Annotated in this window: 18 protein-coding genes; all 18 read left to right on the top strand. The window is 64.2% G+C overall.

All coding sequences use genetic code 11. The features are described from left to right. The first annotated feature begins 33 nt into the window (after nt 1-33). The gene (locus tag HWX87_RS21530; RefSeq protein WP_176049133.1) at nt 34-1,233 is read left to right on the top strand and encodes an ABC transporter substrate-binding protein; all 1,200 of its coding nucleotides are present in this window, start codon (nt 34-36) and stop codon (nt 1,231-1,233) included. A gap of 128 nt (nt 1,234-1,361) precedes the next feature. Beyond that, a complete protein-coding gene (locus HWX87_RS21525) occupies nt 1,362-2,246 on the top strand; it encodes a branched-chain amino acid ABC transporter permease (protein WP_034188182.1) in 885 nt (294 codons plus the stop codon). Next, nucleotides 2,246-3,220, top strand: a complete 975-nt coding sequence (locus tag HWX87_RS21520; RefSeq protein WP_176049131.1) for a branched-chain amino acid ABC transporter permease — start codon at nt 2,246-2,248, stop codon at nt 3,218-3,220. The genes HWX87_RS21525 and HWX87_RS21520 overlap by 1 nt, the downstream gene beginning before the upstream one ends. Before the next feature lie 1,075 nt (nt 3,221-4,295). Then, nucleotides 4,296-5,453, top strand: coding sequence for an ABC transporter substrate-binding protein (locus tag HWX87_RS21515; RefSeq protein ID WP_176049129.1), 1,158 nt, complete (start codon nt 4,296-4,298; stop codon nt 5,451-5,453). 200 nt (nt 5,454-5,653) lie between these two features. Continuing rightward, complete coding sequence (locus HWX87_RS21510) at nt 5,654-6,709, top strand: branched-chain amino acid ABC transporter permease (RefSeq protein WP_006477272.1); 1,056 nt, start codon at nt 5,654-5,656, stop codon at nt 6,707-6,709. Nucleotides 6,710-6,713: 4 nt separating this feature from the next. Further along, nucleotides 6,714-8,498: a branched-chain amino acid ABC transporter ATP-binding protein/permease gene (locus tag HWX87_RS21505; RefSeq protein ID WP_176049127.1), complete on the top strand. Its 1,785-nt coding sequence runs from the start codon at nt 6,714-6,716 to the stop codon at nt 8,496-8,498. After that, nucleotides 8,498-9,253 (top strand): ABC transporter ATP-binding protein, encoded by a 756-nt coding sequence (locus tag HWX87_RS21500; RefSeq protein ID WP_176049126.1) that lies wholly within the window; start codon nt 8,498-8,500, stop codon nt 9,251-9,253. Before HWX87_RS21505 ends, HWX87_RS21500 begins: the two co-directional genes overlap by 1 nt. Before the next feature lie 506 nt (nt 9,254-9,759). Beyond that, nucleotides 9,760-11,730, top strand: a complete 1,971-nt coding sequence (gene mnmG, locus HWX87_RS21495) for a tRNA uridine-5-carboxymethylaminomethyl(34) synthesis enzyme MnmG (RefSeq protein ID WP_176049124.1) — start codon at nt 9,760-9,762, stop codon at nt 11,728-11,730. After that, nucleotides 11,727-12,413, top strand: a complete 687-nt coding sequence (gene rsmG, locus HWX87_RS21490) for a 16S rRNA (guanine(527)-N(7))-methyltransferase RsmG (protein WP_176049122.1) — start codon at nt 11,727-11,729, stop codon at nt 12,411-12,413. The genes mnmG and rsmG overlap by 4 nt, the downstream gene beginning before the upstream one ends. A 51-nt stretch (nt 12,414-12,464) precedes the next feature. After that, the gene (locus HWX87_RS21485) at nt 12,465-13,244 is read left to right on the top strand and encodes a ParA family protein (protein ID WP_176049120.1); all 780 of its coding nucleotides are present in this window, start codon (nt 12,465-12,467) and stop codon (nt 13,242-13,244) included. Nucleotides 13,245-13,275: 31 nt separating this feature from the next. Then, nucleotides 13,276-14,169 (top strand): ParB/RepB/Spo0J family partition protein, encoded by an 894-nt coding sequence (locus tag HWX87_RS21480; RefSeq protein WP_176049119.1) that lies wholly within the window; start codon nt 13,276-13,278, stop codon nt 14,167-14,169. 10 nt (nt 14,170-14,179) lie between these two features. After that, nucleotides 14,180-15,310, top strand: coding sequence for an SLC13 family permease (locus HWX87_RS21475; protein ID WP_176049117.1), 1,131 nt, complete (start codon nt 14,180-14,182; stop codon nt 15,308-15,310). A 569-nt stretch (nt 15,311-15,879) separates the two neighbouring features. Next, nucleotides 15,880-16,404, top strand: a complete 525-nt coding sequence (locus tag HWX87_RS21470) for an ATP synthase subunit I (protein ID WP_176049115.1) — start codon at nt 15,880-15,882, stop codon at nt 16,402-16,404. A 109-nt stretch (nt 16,405-16,513) separates the two neighbouring features. Next, nucleotides 16,514-17,365 carry a F0F1 ATP synthase subunit A gene (gene atpB / locus HWX87_RS21465; protein ID WP_069746380.1) on the top strand — a complete coding sequence of 284 codons (852 nt, stop codon included), beginning with the start codon at nt 16,514-16,516 and terminating at the stop codon, nt 17,363-17,365. A gap of 75 nt (nt 17,366-17,440) precedes the next feature. Beyond that, on the top strand, nt 17,441-17,710 hold the full coding sequence (gene atpE / locus HWX87_RS21460) for a F0F1 ATP synthase subunit C (protein WP_006482730.1): 270 nt from the start codon (nt 17,441-17,443) through the stop codon (nt 17,708-17,710). 129 nt (nt 17,711-17,839) lie between these two features. Continuing rightward, complete coding sequence (locus HWX87_RS21455) at nt 17,840-18,310, top strand: F0F1 ATP synthase subunit B (protein WP_006751767.1); 471 nt, start codon at nt 17,840-17,842, stop codon at nt 18,308-18,310. Between the two features lie 2 nt (nt 18,311-18,312). Then, a complete protein-coding gene (locus tag HWX87_RS21450; protein WP_034188172.1) occupies nt 18,313-18,852 on the top strand; it encodes a F0F1 ATP synthase subunit delta in 540 nt (179 codons plus the stop codon). 44 nt (nt 18,853-18,896) lie between these two features. Beyond that, a complete protein-coding gene (atpA, locus tag HWX87_RS21445; protein WP_021160444.1) occupies nt 18,897-20,438 on the top strand; it encodes a F0F1 ATP synthase subunit alpha in 1,542 nt (513 codons plus the stop codon). Nucleotides 20,439-20,441 lie beyond the last annotated feature (3 nt).

The raw sequence follows: 20,441 nt of genomic DNA, 5'->3' as shown, positions 1-20,441 counted from the left end.
AACCACAACGCATCAGAACAACAGGAGACGTCAATGAAAATGAAGACCCTCGCACAGGCCTGTCTCGCGCTCGCGACCGCCGCGTTCACCGCCGGCGCCGCACACGCGGCGGATACCGTGAAGATCGGCTTCATCACCGACATGTCGGGGCTTTACGCGGATATCGACGGGCAGGGCGGCCTCGAAGCGATCCGCATGGCGGTCGCCGACTTCGGCGGCAAGGTGCTCGGCAAGCCGATCGAGGTCGTCTACGCCGACCACCAGAACAAGGCTGACATCGCCGCGTCGAAGGCGCGCGAATGGATGGACCGCGGCGGGCTCGACCTGCTGGTCGGCGGCACGAACTCGGCCACCGCGCTGTCGATGAACCAGGTCGCGGGCGAGAAGAAGAAGGTCTACATCAACATCGGCGCGGGCGCCGACACGCTGACCAACGAGCAGTGCACGCCGTACACGGTCCACTACGCGTACGACACGATGGCGCTCGCGAAGGGCACCGGTTCGGCGGTGGTGAAGCAGGGCGGCAAGTCGTGGTTCTTCCTGACGGCCGACTACGCGTTCGGCAAGGCGCTCGAGAAGAACACCTCGGATGTCGTGAAGGCGAACGGCGGCCAGGTGCTCGGCACGGTGCGTCACCCGCTGTCCGCGTCGGATTTCTCGTCGTTCCTGCTGCAGGCGCAGGCGTCGAAGGCGCAGATCCTCGGCCTCGCGAACGCGGGTGGCGACACGATCAACTCGATCAAGGCCGCGAAGGAGTTCGGCATCACGAAGACGATGAAGCTCGCCGCGCTGCTGATGTTCATCGACGACGTGCACAGCCTCGGCCTCGAGACGACGCAGGGCCTCGTGCTGACCGACAGCTGGTACTGGAACCGCGACGCGGCGTCGCGCCAATGGGCGCAGCGCTACTTCGGCAAGATGAAGAAGATGCCGTCGAGCCTGCAGGCGGCCGACTATTCGTCGGTGACGACCTACCTGAAGGCAGTCCAGGCCGCCGGCACGACCGACTCCGACAAGGTGATGGCCGAGCTGAAGAAGATCAAGATCAACGACTTCTACGCGAAGGGCTACATCCGCACGGACGGCAGCATGATCCACGACATGTACCTGATGGAAGTGAAGAAGCCGTCGGAATCGAAGGAGCCGTGGGACTACTACAAGGTGCTCGCGACGATTCCGGGCGAACAGGCGTTCGGGACCAAGCAGGAAACGCGCTGCGCGTTGTGGAAGTAAGCAGGGCGTAGCGGCGCGCACGGGCGCGCCGCTCGGCGGCGGCCGCAGCGACGTGCCCGCTGCGCCGCCCGCGTGCATGGTGCAGAAAGGTTGCGCACGCAACGAAACTCATTCTGACGGCTAAGTCGATGGAAATCTTTGGCATTCCGTTGCCGGCGATGCTGAGCCAGTTGCTGCTCGGGCTCGTCAACGGCTCGTTCTACGCGATCCTGAGCCTCGGGCTCGCGGTGATCTTCGGGCTGCTCAACGTGATCAACTTCGCGCACGGCGCGCTGTTCATGCTGGGTGCGATGCTCGCGTGGATGGGCCTGTCGTACTTCGGGCTGCCGTACTGGGCGATGCTCGTGCTGGCGCCGCTGGTGGTTGGCGCGTTCGGGATCGCGATCGAACGCTCGATGCTGCGCTGGCTGTACAAGCTCGATCACCTGTACGGGCTGTTGCTCACGTTCGGCCTCACGCTGGTCGTCGAAGGCGTGTTCCGGTCGATCTACGGATCGTCGGGCCAGCCGTACGACGTGCCGTCGCAGCTGTCCGGCGCCACCAACCTCGGCTTCATGTTCCTGCCGAACTATCGCGCGTGGGTCGTCGTCGCGTCGCTCGCGGTGTGTCTCGCGACATGGTTCGTGATCGAGAAGACGCGTCTCGGTGCGTACCTGCGCGCGGGTACCGAGAACCCGAAGCTCGTCGAGGCGTTCGGCGTGAACGTGCCGATGATGATCACGCTCACCTACGGCTTCGGCGTCGCGCTCGCCGCATTCGCGGGCGTGCTGGCCGCGCCGGTGATCCAGGTGTCGCCGCTGATGGGGCAGCCGATGATCATCACCGTGTTCGCGGTGGTCGTGATCGGCGGGATGGGCTCGATCCTCGGCTCGATCGTCACGGGACTGCTGCTCGGCGTGATCGAGGGCTTCACGCGCGTGTTCTATCCCGAAGCGTCGGCCACCGTCGTGTTCGTGATCATGGCGATCGTGCTGCTGTTCCGCCCGGCGGGCCTCTTCGGCAAGGAAAAATGATGCAGAGAAAAGTGCTCTACGGCCTGCTGCTCGCCGCACTGCTCGCCGCGCCGTTCATCGGCGCGTATCCGGTGTTCGTGATGAAGGTGCTCACGTTCGCGCTGTTCGCGGCCGCGTTCAACCTGCTGATCGGCTATACGGGGCTGCTGTCGTTCGGCCATGCGATGTTTCTCGCGACGGCCGGCTACGCGACCGGCTATTCGATGCAGACGCTCGGCTTCACGCCGGAACTCGGCGTGCTGACCGGCACCGTTGCCGCGACGCTGCTCGGGCTCGTCGTCGGGCTGTTCGCGATTCGCCGGCAGGGCATCTACTTCGCGATGATCACGCTCGCGTTCGCGCAGATGGTCTACTTCATCTACCTGCAGGCGCCGTTTACGCACGGCGAGGACGGCCTGCAGGGCGTGCCGCGCGGCCACCTGTTCGGGCTGCTCGACCTGTCGAACGACGTCGCGCTGTATTACGTCGTGCTCGCGGTGGTCGTCGCCGCTTGCGCGTTCATCGTGCGGGTCGTCCATTCGCCGTTCGGCCAGGTGCTCGTCGCCATCAAGGAGAACGAAGCGCGCGCGATCTCGCTCGGCTACGACACCGACCGCTTCAAGCTGCTCGCGTTCATCCTGTCGGCGGGGCTCGCGGGGCTGGCCGGCTCGCTGAAGGTGCTCGTGCTCGGCTTCGAGACGCTGTCGGACGCGTACTGGACGATGTCGGGCCTCGTCGTGCTGATGACGCTGGTCGGCGGGATGGGCACGCTGTTCGGGCCGCTGCTGGGCGCGGCGCTGATCGTCGCGCTGGAAGACCGGCTCGGCGATATCGGCGAATGGCTCGCGTCGACGACGGGCGTCGCGTGGTTCCACTCGCTCGGCGAATCGGCGACGATCGTCACGGGGCTGATCTTCATCGCGTGCGTGCTTGCGTTCCGGCGCGGCATCGTCGGCGAGATGGTCGCGCGGATCAAGCCGCTCAGGGCGTCGTGAGTGCGTGCGGCGCGCGTCACCGGGGCGTTGATGCGAAGCACCATCCGGCATGCTCCGGAAGGGCGTTGCAGCGGGCTCGGGCCGGCGCCGCGCGGCACGCTGATGCCCCATTTTCGTGCGGCGATGCACCATAGGGGTAAATGCTAAGTTGCCGCGGTGCTTAAGCCTCTTTAAGATTCACCCTAGTTCTGATGCACCGCGAAACGAATTTGCAGGTGGAGAACGAGGAGACAATCGAGGCACAAAGTGCCCGGACCCCAAAGCGCTGTTGGACGGAATCCAACAGCGCTTTTTCATTTGCGTGCACGGATTTCCCCCGATGGTGCATCGGCCTGCGCGATCATCCTGTCGCGCGCCTGCATTCGCACCGCCTCTCTTCCGCGCTTCGCGTCGTCCCTTCGTTTTTCCCGTTTCCGTGATTCGTTCGCAGACAGCGCGCCATTGCGCACACGCTGTCCGGGCTTACCCGGTTGGCGTGCGCGAAACGCGTCCGTTACACTCAGCTTTCGCCGACCGAGCGGTCGGGAAAACGGTCGGCAGTTCTCCTACAAGCAGAATGCAGAAGAGGGAGTACGGTTGGATGAGCAGCGCAGGACGATGGTTCGGGGCAGGAGGGGCGGCTGGCGCCGCTCGTTCGTCGCGGGGTGGGGGACAGGTCTTCGCGGCTATCCCGAGCCGTTCTGCGGCCTGTATGCGCGTTGCGACGCCATCCCGGGTCGTTGCGCTCGCATCCGTATCCGCATCCTCATGACCCGCCGGTTTTCCGACGTTTCACCGCGCATGTACTCGGCCATATCCGGCCGGATCGGCATGCCTTCCCGCTATCGTTGCGCCCGCATCGATCTCCCGCACGATCCTGCATTTCTTCGCCGTCTTCATCCTGACGACACTGCTGCTGCGCATCGTGACGGTCGAACGACCGTTTCGGCCGGCGTGGGGCGCATGGGTGCGGCGTTTCACGGGAAAACGAGCATGGGCGCGGCTGAGCGAGATAATTAAGATATTAACTTGTTTGGGGACCGGGAGCCGCCGAGCGACCCGTGGCTTTTTCGAGCAGCGTTTGGAGACAACGTAAATGAAGATGAATCGATGGATGGAGGCCGTGCTTGCCGCGGGCCTCGTGTGCGCGGCGGCAACGGCGTCGGCGCAGGTGAAGATCGGCGTGACGCTGTCGGCCACCGGGCCGGCCGCATCGCTCGGGATTCCGGAAAAGAACACGATCGCGCTGCTGCCGAAGGAAATCGCGGGCAAGAGCGTGCAGTACATCGTGCTGGATGACGCCTCCGATACGAGCCGCGCGGTGCAGAACGTGCGCAAGCTGATCGACGAGGATCATGTCGACGCGATCATCGGCTCGTCCGTCACGCCGAACTCGCTCGCGATGCTCGATCCCGTGTCGCAGGGCAAGACGCCGACGATCTCGCTCGCGGCGAGCGCGCAGATCATTGCGCCGATGGACGCGAAGCGCGCGTGGATGTTCAAGGTGCCGCAGAACGACCAGTTGATGGCCGACGCGATCGCCGGCTACATGGCGAAGCACGGCGTGAAGACGGTCGGCTTCATCGGCTTCGCCGATGCGTACGGCGACAGCTGGTACAACACGTTCAACGCGGCGGCCGCGAAGAACGGCCTGAAGGTCGTGTCGAACGAGCGCTTCAACCGCACCGACGCGTCGGTGATGGGGCAGGTGCTGAAGCTGATGGGCTCGAACCCGGATGCAGTGCTGATCGCCGGCTCGGGCACGCCGGCGGCGCTGCCGGCGAAGACGCTGAAGGAGCGCGGCTACAAGGGCAAGGTGTACCAGACGCACGGCGTCGCGAACAACGACTTCCTGCGTGTGTGCGGCAAGGATTGCGAAGGCGAGATCCTGCCGGCCGGCCCGGTGCTCGTGACCGACCAGCTGCCCGATTCGAATCCGGTGAAGAAGCCGGCGCTCGGCTACAAGGCCGCGTATGAGAAGGCCTACGGCGCGGGCTCGCTGGCGACGTTCGGCGGCCATGCGTGGGATGCGGGGCTGCTGCTGCAGCGGGCGATTCCGGACGCGCTGAAGAAGGGCCAGCCGGGCACCGAGGCATTCCGCGAAGCGCTGCGAGCGTCGCTCGAAAACGTGAAGGACCTGCCCGTGTCGCACGGCGTGATCAACATGACGGCGACCGATCACAACGGCTTCGACACGCGTGCGCGCGTGATGGTGCAGATCGTCGACGGCAAGTGGAAGCTGCAGGCCGAGTAAGCATCACGTGAAACCGGCGTGCGCGGCGCGAACGGCGCTGCGCATGCCGTCGGCAGGGCGCCGGGCCTGACGGGCCCGCACCCATGCCGCCTGGAACGTCCGGGGCCCGACACATGGCGCGTGACGCGCCTGGCGTGTCGTCCGCGCCCCGGCCGTATCCGTCTTTCGTTTCTCCGCAGCATTCTCGATACACGAAACGTATGGATCTCTCGATTGCGGCGATCCTCGCGCAAGACGGCATCACGACCGGCGCCATTTATGCATTGCTGTCTCTGGCGCTCGTGCTGGTGTTTTCCGTCACGCGGGTGATCTTCATTCCCCAGGGCGAATTCGTCGCCTACGGTGCGCTGACGCTTGCCGCGTTACAGGCGCAAAAATTTCCCGCCACCTGCTGGCTGCTGTTCGTGATGGGCATCGCGTGCTTCCTGCTCGAAGTCGGCGGCCTGATCCGGCATCGCGAACGCCGCCATCAACTCGGCCGCACGCTCGCGACGCTCGGTAGCCGCTACATCCTGCTGCCGCTCGCGGTGTTCGCGATCACGCGCAGCTTTGCCGCTCAGCCGATGCCGATGCTTGCGCAGATCGCACTGACGCTCGCGATCGTCGTGCCGATGGGGCCGTTCGTCTACCGGCTCGTCTACCAGCCGATCGCCGAAGGCACGACGCTGCTGCTGCTGATCGTGTCGGTTGCCGTCCACTTCGCGATGGTCGGCCTCGGGCTCGTGATGTTCGGCGCGGAAGGCTCGCGCACCAACGGTTTCTCGGATGCGTCGCTCGCGATCGGCAGCATGACGGTGTCGGTGCAGAGTGTCCTGGTCGTCGTCACGGCGCTCGTGCTGATCGGTGCGCTCTACGTGTACTTCGGCCGCACGATCGCCGGCAAGGCGCTGCGCGCGACGTCGGTGAACCGGCTCGGCGCGCGGCTGGTCGGCATCGGCACGACCGAAGCGGGGCGGCTCGCGTTCACGTTCGCGGCGGGGCTCGGCGTGCTGTCCGGGATCCTCGTCGGCCCGCTGACGACGATCTACTACGACTCGGGCTTCCTGATCGGCCTGAAGGGTTTCGTCGGCGCGATCATCGGCGGGCTCGTCAGCTATCCGCTCGCGGCCGCCGGTTCGCTGCTCGTCGGCGTACTCGAATCCTATTCGTCGTTCTGGGCGAGCGCGTACAAGGAGGTCATCGTGTTCACGCTGATCATTCCGGTGCTGCTGTGGCGGAGCTTCGTGACGCCGCATGCGGAAGAGGAAGAGGAGTGACGCGATGAAGACGATGGTACGCAACAAGACCTTCTGGGTGTTTCTCGTGGTGCTGTTCGCGTTGCCGGTGCTGCCCGGCGCGCTGCAGGTGCCCGAGTACTGGATCACGCTGCTGAACTATATCGGCCTCTATGCGATCGTCGCGATCGGGCTTGTGCTGCTGACGGGCGTCGGCGGGATGACGAGCTTCGGCCAGGCCGCGTTCGTCGGCATCGGTGCATATGCGACCGCGTTCCTGACGACGCGCTACGGCGTGTCGCCGTGGCTCGCGTTGATCGTCGGCGTCGTATTGACGGCGATTGTCGCGCTCGTGCTGGGCGCGGTCACGATGCGGCTGTCCGGCCACTTCCTGCCGCTCGGCACGATCGCGTGGGGCCTCGCGCTGTTCTACCTGTTCGGCAACCTCGAACTGCTCGGCAAGTACGACGGGATCAACGGGATTCCGGCGCTGAACCTGTTCGGCATCACGCTCGAAAGCGGCCGTAGTCTGTACTTCCTGATCTGGGCCGTCGTGCTGGCCGCGATCGTGTCGGTGCAGAACCTGCTGAACAGCCGCCCGGGACGCGCGATCCGCGCGCTGCGCGGCGGCGGCGTGATGGCCGAGGCGATGGGCGTGAACACCGCGTGGATGCGCGTGGTGATCTTCGTCTACGCAGCGGTGCTGGCAGCCGTGTCGGGCTTCCTGTACGCGCATCTGCAGCGTGCGGTGAACCCGACCCCGTTCGGCCTGAACCACGGGATCGAATTCCTGTTCATGGCCGTGGTCGGCGGTGTGTCGCACGTGTGGGGCGCGGTGCTCGGCGCGGCGATCCTCACCGTGCTGCAGGACTACCTGCAGACGCTGCTGCCGAAGCTGCTCGGGTCGGAAGGCAACTTCGAGATCATTGTGTTCGGCGTGCTGATGGTGCTGCTGCTGCAGTACGCGCGCCAGGGCGTCTGGCCGTTCGTTGCGAGGCTGTTCCCGCGCGGGCCGCGCGCGCACGTGCCCGAGCAGGCCGATCCGCTGCCGCAGCGTGCGAAGCCGGTGGCCGGCGAGCCGCTGCTCGTCGTCGACAACGCGCGCAAGCAGTTCGGCGGGCTCGTGGCCGTCAACGACGTCAGCTTCGATGTGAAAGCGGGGCAGATCATCGGGCTGATCGGCCCGAATGGCGCCGGCAAGTCGACTACGTTCAACCTCGTGACGGGCGTGCTGAAGCCGACGGGCGGCACGATTACGTTCCGTGGCGAGCGCATCGACGGGCTCACGTCGCGCCAGATCGTCCGCCGCGGCATCGGCCGCACGTTCCAGCACGTGAAGCTGCTGCCGGCGATGACGGTGCTCGAGAACGTCGCGATCGGTGCGCATCTGCGTGGCCATACGGGCGTCTGGCGCAGCATCGCGCGGCTCAACGCGCACGAGGAGGCGCAGCTGCTGGCCGAGGCCGCACGCCAGATCCGCCGCGTAGGGCTTGAAAAGCACATGTACGACGAAGCGGGCAGCCTCGCGCTCGGCCAGCAGCGGATTCTCGAAATCGCACGCGCGCTGTGCTGCGATCCGACGCTGCTGCTGCTCGACGAGCCGGCGGCGGGGCTGCGTTACCAGGAGAAGCAGCAACTCGCCGACCTGCTGCGACGGCTGAAGGCCGAAGGCATGAGCGTGTTGCTCGTGGAACATGACATGGATTTCGTGATGAATCTCACCGACCGGCTGGTGGTGATGGAGTTCGGCACGCGGATCGCGGAAGGGCTGCCTCAAGATGTGCAGCAGGACCCGGCCGTGCTCGAAGCGTATCTGGGCGGGGTGGAGTGATGACGGGCACGACAATGCCGATTCTCGAAGTGCGCGGGCTGGCGGTCCGGTACGGGAAGGTGGAAGCACTGCACGGCGCGGCGATCAAGGTCGGCGCCGGGCAGATCGTCAGCGTGATCGGCCCGAACGGCGCCGGCAAGTCGACGCTGCTGAACGCGATCATGGGTGCGTTGCCGGTGACGGGGCATGCGTCGGGTGCGGTCGTGTATCGCGGCAACGATGTCGGCGCGTTGCCGGTCGAGCAGCGTGTCGCGCGCGGGATGTGCCTCGTACCGGAAAAGCGCGAGCTGTTCAGCACGATGACGGTTGAAGACAACCTCGTGTTGGGGGCGTATCGGCGCAAGCTGGCGGGCGAATCGAACTTCCTCGACCAGCTCGATCACGTGTTTGCACTGTTTCCGCGGCTGAAGGAGCGCCGCAAGCAGGCGGCCGGCACGCTGTCAGGCGGCGAGCGGCAGATGCTCGCGGTCGGCCGCGCGCTGATGGGCAAGCCCGACCTGCTGATGCTCGACGAGCCAAGCCTCGGGCTCGCGCCGCTGATCGTGAAGGAGATCTTTCATATCATCAGCGCGTTGCGCGGTACGGGCGTGGCGACGTTGCTGATCGAGCAGAACGCACGGGCTGCGTTGCAGATCTCGGACTACGGCTATGTGCTGGAGACCGGTGAGTTTGCACTGGAAGGGCCGGCTGCCGAACTCGCGCAGAATCCGCGTGTGATCGAAACGTACCTTGGGCTGGCGAAGAAGACGGCTTGATGGTTGTGGCAAGTTGGCGGGAAACGGGCGGCGTGTTTCACGTGAAACACGCCGTTTTTGTTTGTGGGTGAGGTTTCGATGGTGCGAGGCATGGGGATAAGTGGCGAGGGAATAGCCGGAAAGTCTGTGCGGCGGGGCGTGGCATAGGCCGATGATGTGTGGAACGTCGGTGGACAAGTGCTGGGGCAACCGACAGAAATGCTGTGAAGAGGGGGCTGGGCACAGCGTGTCGCGTCCGTTCTGCCTCGTAGATCACAGGCATCGATCGGGTCGTGTGTTCCTCGTCGCCAAGTTTTTGCACAGACACCGCGATGTGCGGCAAACCGTCCGCAAGCATTGCTGGAGCAGGCTCTGCACCCTGGATTCCCGGGTTCACAGCCCAAAAAACGACGAAATGCACAGACCCTACCATTCGGACGGCATTCGGGTGAAAAGCGAACCCGCTATAATTCGGCCCATACATTTCTCTGATAGGTTCGTGCGCAGCTCTGCGTGCGGAATCCACCATGCTTTTTCCCACAGAATTTGACGTCATCGTCGTCGGTGGCGGCCATGCTGGCACTGAAGCCGCACTGGCTTCCGCCCGTATGGGCGCGAAGACGCTGCTGCTGACTCACAACATCGAAACGCTCGGGCAGATGAGCTGCAATCCGTCGATCGGCGGCATTGGCAAGGGTCATCTGGTCAAGGAAGTCGACGCGCTGGGCGGCGCAATGGCCGCGGCGACGGACGAGAGCGGTATTCAGTTCCGGATCCTCAATTCGTCGAAAGGCCCGGCCGTGCGGGCGACGCGCGCACAGGCCGACCGCATCTTGTACAAGGCGGCAATCCGCCACCGGCTCGAGAACCAGCCGAACCTGTGGCTGTTCCAGCAGGCCGTCGACGACCTGATGGTCGAAGGCGACCGTGTGGTGGGCGCCGTCACGCAGATCGGCATCCGCTTCCGCGCCCGTGCAGTCGTGCTGACCGCCGGCACGTTCCTCGACGGCAAGATCCACGTCGGCCTGAACAACTACACGGGCGGCCGTGCAGGCGATCCGGCGGCCGTGTCGCTGTCGTCGCGCCTGAAGGAGCTGAAGCTGCCGCAGGGCCGCCTGAAGACCGGTACGCCGCCGCGTATCGACGGCCGGACGATCGACTTCTCGCAGCTCGACGAGCAGCCGGGCGACCTCGATCCGATCCCCGTGTTCTCGTTCCTGGGCCGCGCGGAGCAGCATCCGCAGCAGCTGCCGTGCTGGGTGACGCACACGAACGAGCGCACGCACGACATCATTCGCGGCGGCCTCGACCGTTCGCCTATGTATACCGGCGTGATCGAAGGTGTCGGGCCGCGCTATTGTCCGTCGATCGAGGACAAGATCCATCGGTTCGCATCGAAGGAGTCGCACCAGATCTTCCTCGAGCCGGAAGGGCTGACGACCAACGAGTACTACCCGAACGGGATCTCGACGAGCCTGCCGTTCGACGTCCAGCTCGAGCTCGTGCATTCGATGCGCGGCCTCGAGAACGCGCACATCCTGCGCCCCGGCTACGCGATCGAGTACGACTACTTCGACCCGCGCGCGCTGAAGGCGTCGCTCGAGACGAAGGCGATCAACGGGTTGTTCTTTGCGGGCCAGATCAACGGCACGACAGGCTACGAAGAAGCGGCAGCGCAGGGCCTGCTGGCCGGTCTCAATGCGGGCCGCTACGTGCAGGAGAAGGACGCATGGTGCCCGCGCCGCGACCAGGCCTACCTGGGCGTGCTGGTCGACGATCTCGTGACGCGTGGCGTGGCCGAGCCTTACCGGATGTTCACGAGCCGCGCCGAGTATCGCCTGAGCCTGCGTGAAGACAATGCCGACATGCGCCTGACCGAGATCGGCCGCGAGCTGGGGCTCGTGGACGACGCGCGCTGGGACGCATTCAGCCGGAAGCGCGACGCTGTTTCACGTGAAACCGAACGCCTGAAGTCGACGTGGGTCACGCCGAAGACGCTGCCGCCGGAAGAGGCGACTGCGCTGCTGGGCAAGGCGATCGATCACGAATACAGCCTTGCTGAACTGCTGCGCCGCCCGGGCATCAGCTACGACGGCGTGTGCGGCCTGAAGGGTGGCGAATGCGGTCCTGCGGAGCCGCTGAGCGACGATCCGGTGCTGCTCGAGCAGATCAAGGAGCAGGTCGAGATCGGGATCAAGTATCAGGGCTATATCGAGCGTCAGGCATCCGAGATCGAGCGCAACGATGCGAACGAGAACACGCGCTTGCCGGACGGCATCGATTACCGCGAAGTGCGCGGGCTGTCGTTCGAAGTGAGCCAGAAGCTGAACGAGTTCCGGCCGGAAACGATCGGGCAGGCTTCGCGTATTTCGGGCGTCACGCCGGCGGCAATCTCGCTGCTGATGGTGCACCTGAAGCGTCGCGGCCTGGGCCGCCGGAATGGCCCTGCCACTGAGGCAACGGAGCAGGGGGACGGCGCTGTCCCGACGCAACAATGACGGCGCGTCGCGCGCCGGCGGTTAATCGGGACGTACTGGAACAGATGCTCGTCGAAGGCACGAGGGCGCTCGGCCTCGCGCTGACGGATGCACAACGCAACCAGCTGCTCGACTATGTCGCGCTGCTCGGCAAGTGGAACGCGGTCTACAACCTGACTGCGATCCGCGACCCGAAGCAGATGCTGATTCAGCACATCCTCGATTCGCTTTCGATCGTTCCGCATCTGCGTGGCCGCGCATCGGCGCGCGTGCTCGACGTCGGCTCGGGCGGCGGGCTGCCCGGCATCGTGCTGGCAATCGTCGAGCCCGACTGGCAGGTCACGCTGAACGATATCGTGCAGAAGAAGTCTGCATTCCAGACGCAAATGCGTGCGGAGCTGAAGCTGGCAAACCTGTCGGTCGTCACCGGGCGGGTGGAATCGCTGCAGCCGGGTGTCGAAGTGCCGGAAAAATTCGACATGATCGTATCGCGCGCTTTCGCGGATCTGTCCGACTTCGTTAAACTTGCTCGACATCTGGTCGCGCCGGGCGGATCGATCTGGGCAATGAAGGGCGTTCACCCGGATGACGAAATCGCGCGCTTGCCGGAAGGCAGCCGCGTGAAGCAGACGATACGGCTGGCGGTGCCGATGCTCGATGCCGAACGGCATCTGTTCGAAGTGGCCGTCGACGACGCGAATTGAAGGCGCGCGGTAGCGCGCCGTTTGTTTGAAGGTAAAGGGAACACACCAACGATGGCAAAGATCTTCTGCGTTGCGAACCAGAAGGGGGGCGTCGGCAAGACGACGACATCGGTCAATCTCGCCGCAAGCCTTGCAGCGCAGGAGCAACGAGTCCTGCTGATCGATCTCGACCCGCAGGGCAACGCGACGATGGGCAGCGGGATCGACAAGGCCGCCTGCGAATCGACCGTGTACGAAGTGCTGATCGACGGCGTGTCGGTGACCGACGCGCGCATCCGCCCGGACGGCGTTACCTACGACGTCCTGCCCGCGAATCGCGAGTTGTCGGGTGCCGAGATCGAACTGATCAGCATCGACAACCGCGAGCGCCGGCTGAAGGCGGCGCTCGAGCACGTCGCCGACGACTACGATTTCGTGCTGATCGATTGCCCGCCGACGCTGTCGCTGCTGACGCTGAACGGGCTGTGCGCGGCACATGGCGTCGTGATCCCGATGCAATGCGAGTACTTCGCGCTGGAGGGGTTGTCCGACCTCGTCAACACGATCAAGCAGGTTCACGCGAACATGAACCGCGACCTGAAGATCATCGGCTTGCTGCGCGTGATGTTCGACCCGCGTATCACGCTGCAGCAGCAAGTCTCCGATCAACTGAAAGCGCACTTCGGCGACAAGGTGTTCGACGCGGTGATTCCGCGCAACGTGCGCCTGGCGGAAGCACCGAGTTACGGGTTGCCGGGCGTCGTGTTCGACCGCAACTCGCGCGGTGCGCAAGCGTATCTCCAGTTCGGTGCCGAGATGATCGAGCGCGTGCGCGCGTTCGAGGTGTCGTGATCCGGACATGAGCGAAGCGAGGAAGAAAGACATGAACGCGGTACCAAAGAAGAAGGGCTTGGGACGTGGCCTCGAAGCGCTGCTCGGCGGCAGTGCCGATATCACCGAGGCGGTGAAGATCGAAGGGGCGCCGAACACGCTCGCGCTCGGCAAGCTGCAGGCCGGCAAGTACCAGCCGCGGACGCGGATGGACGAGGGCAGCCTGCAGGAGCTCGCCGCGAGCATTCGCGCGCAGGGCGTGATGCAGCCGATCCTGGTGCGGCCCATTTCGTCAGACAAATACGAGATCATCGCGGGCGAGCGGCGTTTCCGCGCGGCGCGCCTGGCCGGCCTCGATGAAGTGCCGGTACTCGTGAAGGACGTATCCGATCAGGCCGCCGCCGCGATGGCGCTGATCGAGAACATCCAGCGCGAGGATCTGAACCCGCTTGAAGAAGCGCACGGCATCCAGCGCCTGCTCGACGAATTCGGTTTCACGCACGAACAGGCGGCCGAATCGGTCGGCCGTTCGCGCAGCGCGGTGTCGAACCTGCTGCGCCTGCTGAACCTCGCATCGCCGGTGCAGACGATGCTGCTGGCCGGCGATCTCGACATGGGCCACGCGCGTGCGCTGCTCGCCGTCGATGCGGCGACGCAGATTACGCTCGCGCATCAGGTCGTCAACAAGCGCATGTCGGTGCGCGAGACCGAGAAGCTGGTGTCGCACACGACGAAGGAAGCGCCGGCCGTGAAGGCGCGCGCGAAAGACGACGGCGGCCGCGACACGCGCCGTCTCGAGGAGGAGTTGTCTGACCTGCTCGCGTCGACCGTGAAGATCAAGCTCGGCCGCCGCGGGCGCGGGCAGGTGTTGATCGACTTCGGCAGCCTCGACGCGCTCGAGGGCATTCTCGCGCGGCTGCGCGGTAACGTCGCGACCGAAGAGTAACGCGGTGCCGATGGAGAAGACCGGCGCGCCTGCGCCGCGTCGGTGGCTCGGCTGGCTTGCGCAGGAACCGGTTCTGTCGGTGCTTGCGCTCGGCCTGATCGTGCTGCAATGGGTGCGCCCGCAACCATTTGCGGTGCTTGCCGGTCGCGTCGACTGGCAAACCGTCGCGACGCTCGCGGGCCTGCTGATGCTGACCAAGGCACTCGAGTTGTCCGGCTGCCTGATGTGGCTCGCACATCGCATCGTTCATCACGTGCACTCCGAGCGCGGGCTTGCGATGCTGCTCGTCGGGTTCGCCGCGGTACTGTCGATGTGGCTCACCAACGACGTCGCGCTGTTCGTCGTCGTGCCGTTGATGGTGTCGCTGCGTGCACTGACACCACTGCCGTTCCGGCGCCTCGTGATCGTTGTCGCGCTGGCCGTCAATGCAGGGTCCGTCGCGACACCGCTCGGCAATCCCCAGAATCTTTTCCTGTGGCAATTGAGCGGCGTGTCGTTTGGCCGCTTCGTGGTCACGCTCGGGCCGCTCGCGCTCGCGCTGATGGCGCTGCTGCTCGTGCTGACCGCATGCGTGTTTCGCGCGAAGCCGCTCGACCTGTCCGGCGACGCCACTGCGTTGCCCGTACAACGCATGCACGCGCTGATCGCGGCGGTGCTGTTCGCGGCGTTCGTGCTGCTCGCCGATGCGCATCATCCGCTGCCCGGTCTCGTCGGTGTCGCCATCGTGCTGCTCGCCGTCAAACGCGACGCAGTCCTAAAGATCGACTGGCTGCTGCTGCTGATCTTCGTACTGATGTTCGTCGTGCTGCGTACTGCGGCTGCGCTGCCCGTCGTGCACGACACGATTGCGAATGCGCAACTCGATTCGCCGCTGCGCGTCTATGCGGCCGGCGCGCTCCTGTCACAGGTCATCAGCAATGTGCCGGCCGCGATCCTGCTGTCGGAATTCACGCACGACTGGCGCGCGCTCGCATTCGGCGTATCGGTCGGCGGTTTCGGTTTCGCGATCGGCTCGCTCGCGAACCTGATCGCGGTGCGTCTCGCGAAGGAGCCGCGCATGTGGCTGCCGTTTCATCTGGTGTCGATTCCGTTCGCGCTCGTGAGCGCGATACTCGGTGCGTGGCTGCTCGTCCGCGGTTGAGCGAGGCGGGTGCGCGCGGCACAGATGTGCGAGTCGGGCGGCCGGGAGGAGGGCACAGCGTCCGCATTGGCTATAGGTTGTTGATAAGTGCCGCAACCCACAGTCGAACATCTGTGGCGGCGCGACAACTGATTGGACGTATCGATGTATGAGCGTCGGATCGAAAATCGCACGTTGCGTGCGGCCGATCGCTCAAAGCCTTTCGTGTGTTCCGGGGCGTCGCGCCGCGTCATTCCGGATGGCAGTTCCACTGCATGTTCCCCGCGGCGATCGCGCGGCTCCGTCCGGGCCCGCATCGGACGTCGTTTCCCTGTCATTCCCGCCGTCACCGGCTTTTTTCGTGCAAGAAATACCGGTGCAAAAAATTGACCTTACAACTGTCATCGTACGTCGTCGAATCGGGCGTTTTTTCACATCATGAGGCGTCGTTTTACGCAGGTTTTTGTCGCTTCTAAAGCCTTGAATCACTTGCAACTATCGCTTACAATCGCCCGGATTTGTTAGCTAGGCACCCCTGAAAGCTTTCAGAAAGCTTGGGGTCGGGTTCAAGGACTTTGCGGAAGATTGCGATGGCGGGTCAGGCGCCGGACGACAGGCACGATGATCAGCGCACGCAACGCACCGCTTCGGCGGCCGGCGAGTGGCGCGAATCCGACGATGACTGGGATGTCGAGCAGCAAGATAACAACATCGTTCCGCTTACACGGACAGAAGCCGAGAGGCTGTTCGGTCCGGACGTGAGCAAGCCCTCGCGCGTGACCCCCTACAAGGTGGTGTTCGCGCAAGTGGTCCTGTCCCTGGTTGCAACGCTGGCGTGGTGGCTGTTTTCGAAGTCGCCGGGCGCCGCTGCGCAATCCGCGTTTCTGGGCGGAGCGATCGGCTGGGTGCCAAGTGCGGTATTCGTGGCACGACTGAAGGCAGGTGGCTCGGCCACCGTGATGAGCTGGGTGATGGGCGAAGCCCTGAAGCTCGCTCTGACGATCGGGATGTTCACCGCAGTGGCGTTCGGCTGGGCCGGCGTGCACTGGGTGCCGTTCCTCGTCACGTACCTCGTCGTGCTGAAGACGTACTGGATCGCGCTGGCCTGGCGGTAAGGAACAAGCAGCGTGCGGTTTCGACAACGAACCGCACCGGCCCGTTCCCGCAATAGCGTGTTGCGGAACAGGCAAAACGATTTTCGACAATTTGGGTGGCATTAACGATATGGCAGCTAGCGAAGGCACGCGCGGTCCGGATCCGTCCGAGTACATTGCGCACCACTTGCAGAATTTCTCCACCTCGCATCAGACGTCGATTTTCGACATTCACGTCTGGAATCTCGACACGCTGTTCTGGTCGATCGTTTGCGGCATCGTGACGTTCGTCCTGCTGCGTCTGGCTGCCCGCAAGGCGACGTCGGGCGTGCCGGGCCGTTTCCAGTGCGCAATCGAGATGCTCGTCGAAATGGTCGAAGACCAGTCGAAGGCCATCGTCCACGGCAATCGTACCTTCATCGCTCCGCTCGCCCTCACGGTGTTCGTGTGGGTCGCGCTGATGAACGCCCTCGACTTTCTCCCGGTCGACCTGCCGGGCCGCGTGATCGGCCTGCTGGGTCTGTCGGACGTGATTTCCCACCATCGCATCGTCCCGACGGCCGACCTGAACGGCACGCTCGGCATCGCGCTCGGCGTGTTCGTCCTGATGATCTACTACAGCATCAAGATCAAGGGCGCGGGCGGCTTTGTGCATGAGCTGCTGTCGGCCCCGTTCGGTGCCCACCCGCTGCTGTGGATCCCTAACCTCGCGCTCAACATCGTCGAATATCTCGCAAAGACCGTTTCCCTCGGTATGCGGCTGTTCGGCAACATGTACGCGGGTGAGCTGTTGTTCCTGTTGATCGCCCTGCTCGGCAGCATGTGGAGCTTCGGTGGCGACGCAACGTTCCTCGGCTTCGTTGGCCACGTGATCGCGGGCAGCGTCTGGGCAATCTTCCACATCCTGATTGTTCTGTTGCAGGCATTCATTTTCATGATGCTGACGCTGGTGTATCTCGGCCAGGCGCACGACAAGCACTAAGCGCGGCGTGCAAGAAAGAGTTTCCGTTTTAGTTTTTTAAATCTCAGTTCCAAGTCTTTTCACAAAGGAGTGATCATGCAAGCTTACATCGCCAACATCCAGGGTCTGACCGCCATCGGTATCGGCATCATCATCGGCCTGGGTGCAATCGGCGCCTGTATCGGTATCGCGCTGATGGGTGGCAAGTACATCGAAGCCTGCGCACGTCAGCCGGAACTCATCAACCCGCTGCAAACGAAGATGTTCCTGCTGGCTGGTCTGATCGACGCGGCATTCCTGATCGGCGTGGGTGTTGCAATGCTGTTCGCGTTCGCGAACCCGCTCCTGTCGAAGCTCGCAGGCTAAGGTTCCTCGGAAATATGCGTCCGGCGCAAGCCGGCGCAGGGCGGAACGGAGACTTGGGGCGCTGATCGAATGCAACTCGATGAGCGCCTTACCGTTTCATTTTTCCGGAATAGCAGATAAGGAAACACCGTGAATCTCAACGCAACTCTGTTTGCGCAAATGGTCGTGTTCCTGGTCCTCGCGTGGTTCACGATGAAATTCGTGTGGCCGCCGTTGATCAACGCCCTCGACGAACGTTCGAAGAAGATCGCCGACGGCCTCGCCGCCGCCGAAAAGGGCAAGGCGGAACTCGACGCAGCGCACAAGCGCGTGGACCAGGAACTCGCGCAGGCCCGCAATGACGGCCAGCAGCGCATCGCCGACGCTGAAAAGCGTGCCCAGGCGGTCGCCGAGGAAATCAAGGCCAACGCCCAGGCTGAAGCCGCCCGCATCGTCGCTCAGGCGAAGGCGGAAGCAGAACAGCAAATCGTGAAGGCGCGCGAAGCGCTGCGTGGCGAAGTCGCCTCGCTGGCCGTGAAGGGCGCCGAGCAGATCCTGAAGCGCGAAGTCGATCAAACGGCCCACGCCCAACTGCTGAATCAACTGAAAGCCGAGCTCTGATCATGGCCGAACTTGCAACCATCGCCCGCCCTTACGCAGAAGCGCTGTTCCGCGTGGCCGAGGGCGGTGACATCGCCGCCTGGTCCACGCTCGTGCAAGAGCTGGCCCAGGTTGCGCGTCTGCCGGAAGTGCTGTCGGTCGCGTCGAGCCCGAAGGTGACGCGCACGCAAGTAGCCGAGTTGCTGCTTGCTGCGGTGAAGTCGCCGCTCGCGGCTGGCGCCGAAGCGAAGAACTTCGTGCAGATGCTGGTCGACAATCATCGCATCGCGCTGCTGCCGGAAATTGCCGAGCAGTTCGAGGCGCTCAAGAACGAACGTGAAGGTGCCGCCGACGCCGAGATCGTGAGCGCGTTCCCGCTGAACGGCGCGGATCTCGACAGTCTCGTCTCGGGCCTCGAACGCAAGTTCAAGCGCAAGCTGAAACCGACGGTCGAAGTCGATTCGTCGCTGATCGGCGGCGTGCGCGTGACGGTCGGCGACGAAGTGCTCGACACCTCGGTTCGCGCGCGCCTCGCATCGATGCAGGCTGCCTTGACCGCCTGAGCGCCACGCCGGCACGCAACAGAATTGACTATCAGGAGCGAATAATGCAACTCAATCCCTCTGAGATCAGCGAGCTGATCAAGAGCCGGATCCAGGGCCTTGAAGCGAGCGCAGACGTTCGCAACCAGGGCACCGTGATCTCCGTGACCGACGGTATCGTGCGTATCCACGGCCTGTCGGACGTGATGCAGGGCGAAATGCTCGAGTTTCCGGGCAACACGTTCGGCCTCGCGCTGAACCTCGAGCGCGACTCGGTCGGCGCGGTGATTCTCGGCGAATACGAACACATTTCGGAAGGCGACATCGTCAAGACGACGGGCCGCATTCTCGAAGTCCCGGTTGGTCCGGAACTCGTCGGCCGCGTGGTCGACGCGCTCGGCAACCCGATCGACGGCAAGGGCCCGGTCAACGCCAAGCTGACCGACGCGATCGAAAAGATCGCCCCGGGCGTGATCTGGCGTAAGTCGGTGTCGCAGCCGGTGCAGACGGGCATCAAGTCGATCGACGCGATGGTGCCGATCGGCCGTGGCCAGCGTGAGCTGATCATCGGCGACCGTCAGTGCGGCAAGACCGCGGTGGCGCTCGACGCGATCATCAACCAGAAGGGCAAGGACCTGATCTGTATCTACGTCGCGATCGGCCAGAAGGCTTCGTCGATCATGAACGTGGTTCGCAAGCTCGAAGAAACGGGCGCGATGGAATACACGATCGTCGTCGCCGCTTCGGCGTCGGATTCGGCAGCGATGCAGTACCTCGCACCGTACGCCGGCTGCACGATGGGCGAATACTTCCGCGACCGTGGCCAAGACGCGCTGATCATCTATGACGACTTGACCAAGCAAGCCTGGGCATACCGTCAGATCTCGCTGCTGCTGCGCCGCCCGCCGGGCCGTGAAGCGTACCCGGGCGACGTGTTCTATCTGCACTCGCGCCTGCTGGAACGTGCGGCTCGCGTGTCGGAAGAGTACGTCGAGAAGTTCACGAACGGCGAAGTGAAGGGCAAGAGCGGTTCGCTGACGGCACTGCCGGTCATCGAAACGCAGGCTGGCGACGTGACCGCGTTCGTTCCGACGAACGTGATCTCGATTACCGACGGCCAGATCTTCCTGGAAACCGACCTGTTCAACGCAGGCATCCGCCCGGCAATCAACGCCGGCGTGTCGGTGTCGCGAGTCGGTGGCGCCGCTCAGACGAAGGTCGTGAAGAAGCTGTCGGGCGGTATCCGTACCGACCTCGCGCAGTACCGTGAACTGGCCGCATTCGCGCAGTTCGCATCGGACCTCGACGAAGCGACCCGCAAGCAGCTCGAGCGCGGCCGCCGCGTGACGGAACTGCTGAAGCAGCCGCAGTACCAGCCGCTGCAGGTGTGGGAACTGGCCGTGTCGCTGTACGCCGCAAACAACGGCTACCTCGACGACCTCGACGTCAAGCAAGTGCTGTCGTTCGAGAAGGGCCTGCGCGAAAACCTGAAGACCAGCCACGCTGACCTCATCAAGCGCATCGAAGACACCAAGGATCTCTCGAAGGACGACGAAGGCGCACTGCGCTCGGCGATCGAATCCTTCAAGAAGTCCGGTGCCTATTGATCC

The sequence above is a fragment of the Burkholderia sp. BCC1644 genome (assembly GCF_902833225.1).
Classification (GTDB): domain Bacteria; phylum Pseudomonadota; class Gammaproteobacteria; order Burkholderiales; family Burkholderiaceae; genus Burkholderia.
Note: the sequence above shows the minus strand (reverse complement) of the source record. Positions and strands in the feature narration are given on the sequence as shown.

Bases quoted from the DNA above. Each gene is read 5' to 3' on its own strand.
- HWX87_RS21475 (WP_176049117.1), top strand. From the start codon at position 14,180: ATGGAGAAGACCGGCGCGCCTGCGCCGCGTCGGTGGCTCGGCTGGCTT.
- HWX87_RS21520 (WP_176049131.1), top strand. From the start codon at position 2,246: ATGCAGAGAAAAGTGCTCTACGGCCTGCTGCTCGCCGCACTGCTCGCC.
- atpE (WP_006482730.1), top strand. From the start codon at position 17,441: ATGCAAGCTTACATCGCCAACATCCAGGGTCTGACCGCCATCGGTATC.
- HWX87_RS21500 (WP_176049126.1), top strand. From the start codon at position 8,498: ATGACGGGCACGACAATGCCGATTCTCGAAGTGCGCGGGCTGGCGGTC.
- HWX87_RS21485 (WP_176049120.1), top strand. From the start codon at position 12,465: ATGGCAAAGATCTTCTGCGTTGCGAACCAGAAGGGGGGCGTCGGCAAG.
- atpB (WP_069746380.1), top strand. From the start codon at position 16,514: ATGGCAGCTAGCGAAGGCACGCGCGGTCCGGATCCGTCCGAGTACATT.
- HWX87_RS21450 (WP_034188172.1), top strand. From the start codon at position 18,313: ATGGCCGAACTTGCAACCATCGCCCGCCCTTACGCAGAAGCGCTGTTC.
- HWX87_RS21530 (WP_176049133.1), top strand. From the start codon at position 34: ATGAAAATGAAGACCCTCGCACAGGCCTGTCTCGCGCTCGCGACCGCC.
- atpA (WP_021160444.1), top strand. From the start codon at position 18,897: ATGCAACTCAATCCCTCTGAGATCAGCGAGCTGATCAAGAGCCGGATC.
- HWX87_RS21470 (WP_176049115.1), top strand. From the start codon at position 15,880: ATGGCGGGTCAGGCGCCGGACGACAGGCACGATGATCAGCGCACGCAA.
- rsmG (WP_176049122.1), top strand. From the start codon at position 11,727: ATGACGGCGCGTCGCGCGCCGGCGGTTAATCGGGACGTACTGGAACAG.
- mnmG (WP_176049124.1), top strand. From the start codon at position 9,760: ATGCTTTTTCCCACAGAATTTGACGTCATCGTCGTCGGTGGCGGCCAT.
- HWX87_RS21480 (WP_176049119.1), top strand. From the start codon at position 13,276: ATGAACGCGGTACCAAAGAAGAAGGGCTTGGGACGTGGCCTCGAAGCG.
- HWX87_RS21525 (WP_034188182.1), top strand. From the start codon at position 1,362: ATGGAAATCTTTGGCATTCCGTTGCCGGCGATGCTGAGCCAGTTGCTG.
- HWX87_RS21510 (WP_006477272.1), top strand. From the start codon at position 5,654: ATGGATCTCTCGATTGCGGCGATCCTCGCGCAAGACGGCATCACGACC.
- HWX87_RS21515 (WP_176049129.1), top strand. From the start codon at position 4,296: ATGAAGATGAATCGATGGATGGAGGCCGTGCTTGCCGCGGGCCTCGTG.
- HWX87_RS21505 (WP_176049127.1), top strand. From the start codon at position 6,714: ATGAAGACGATGGTACGCAACAAGACCTTCTGGGTGTTTCTCGTGGTG.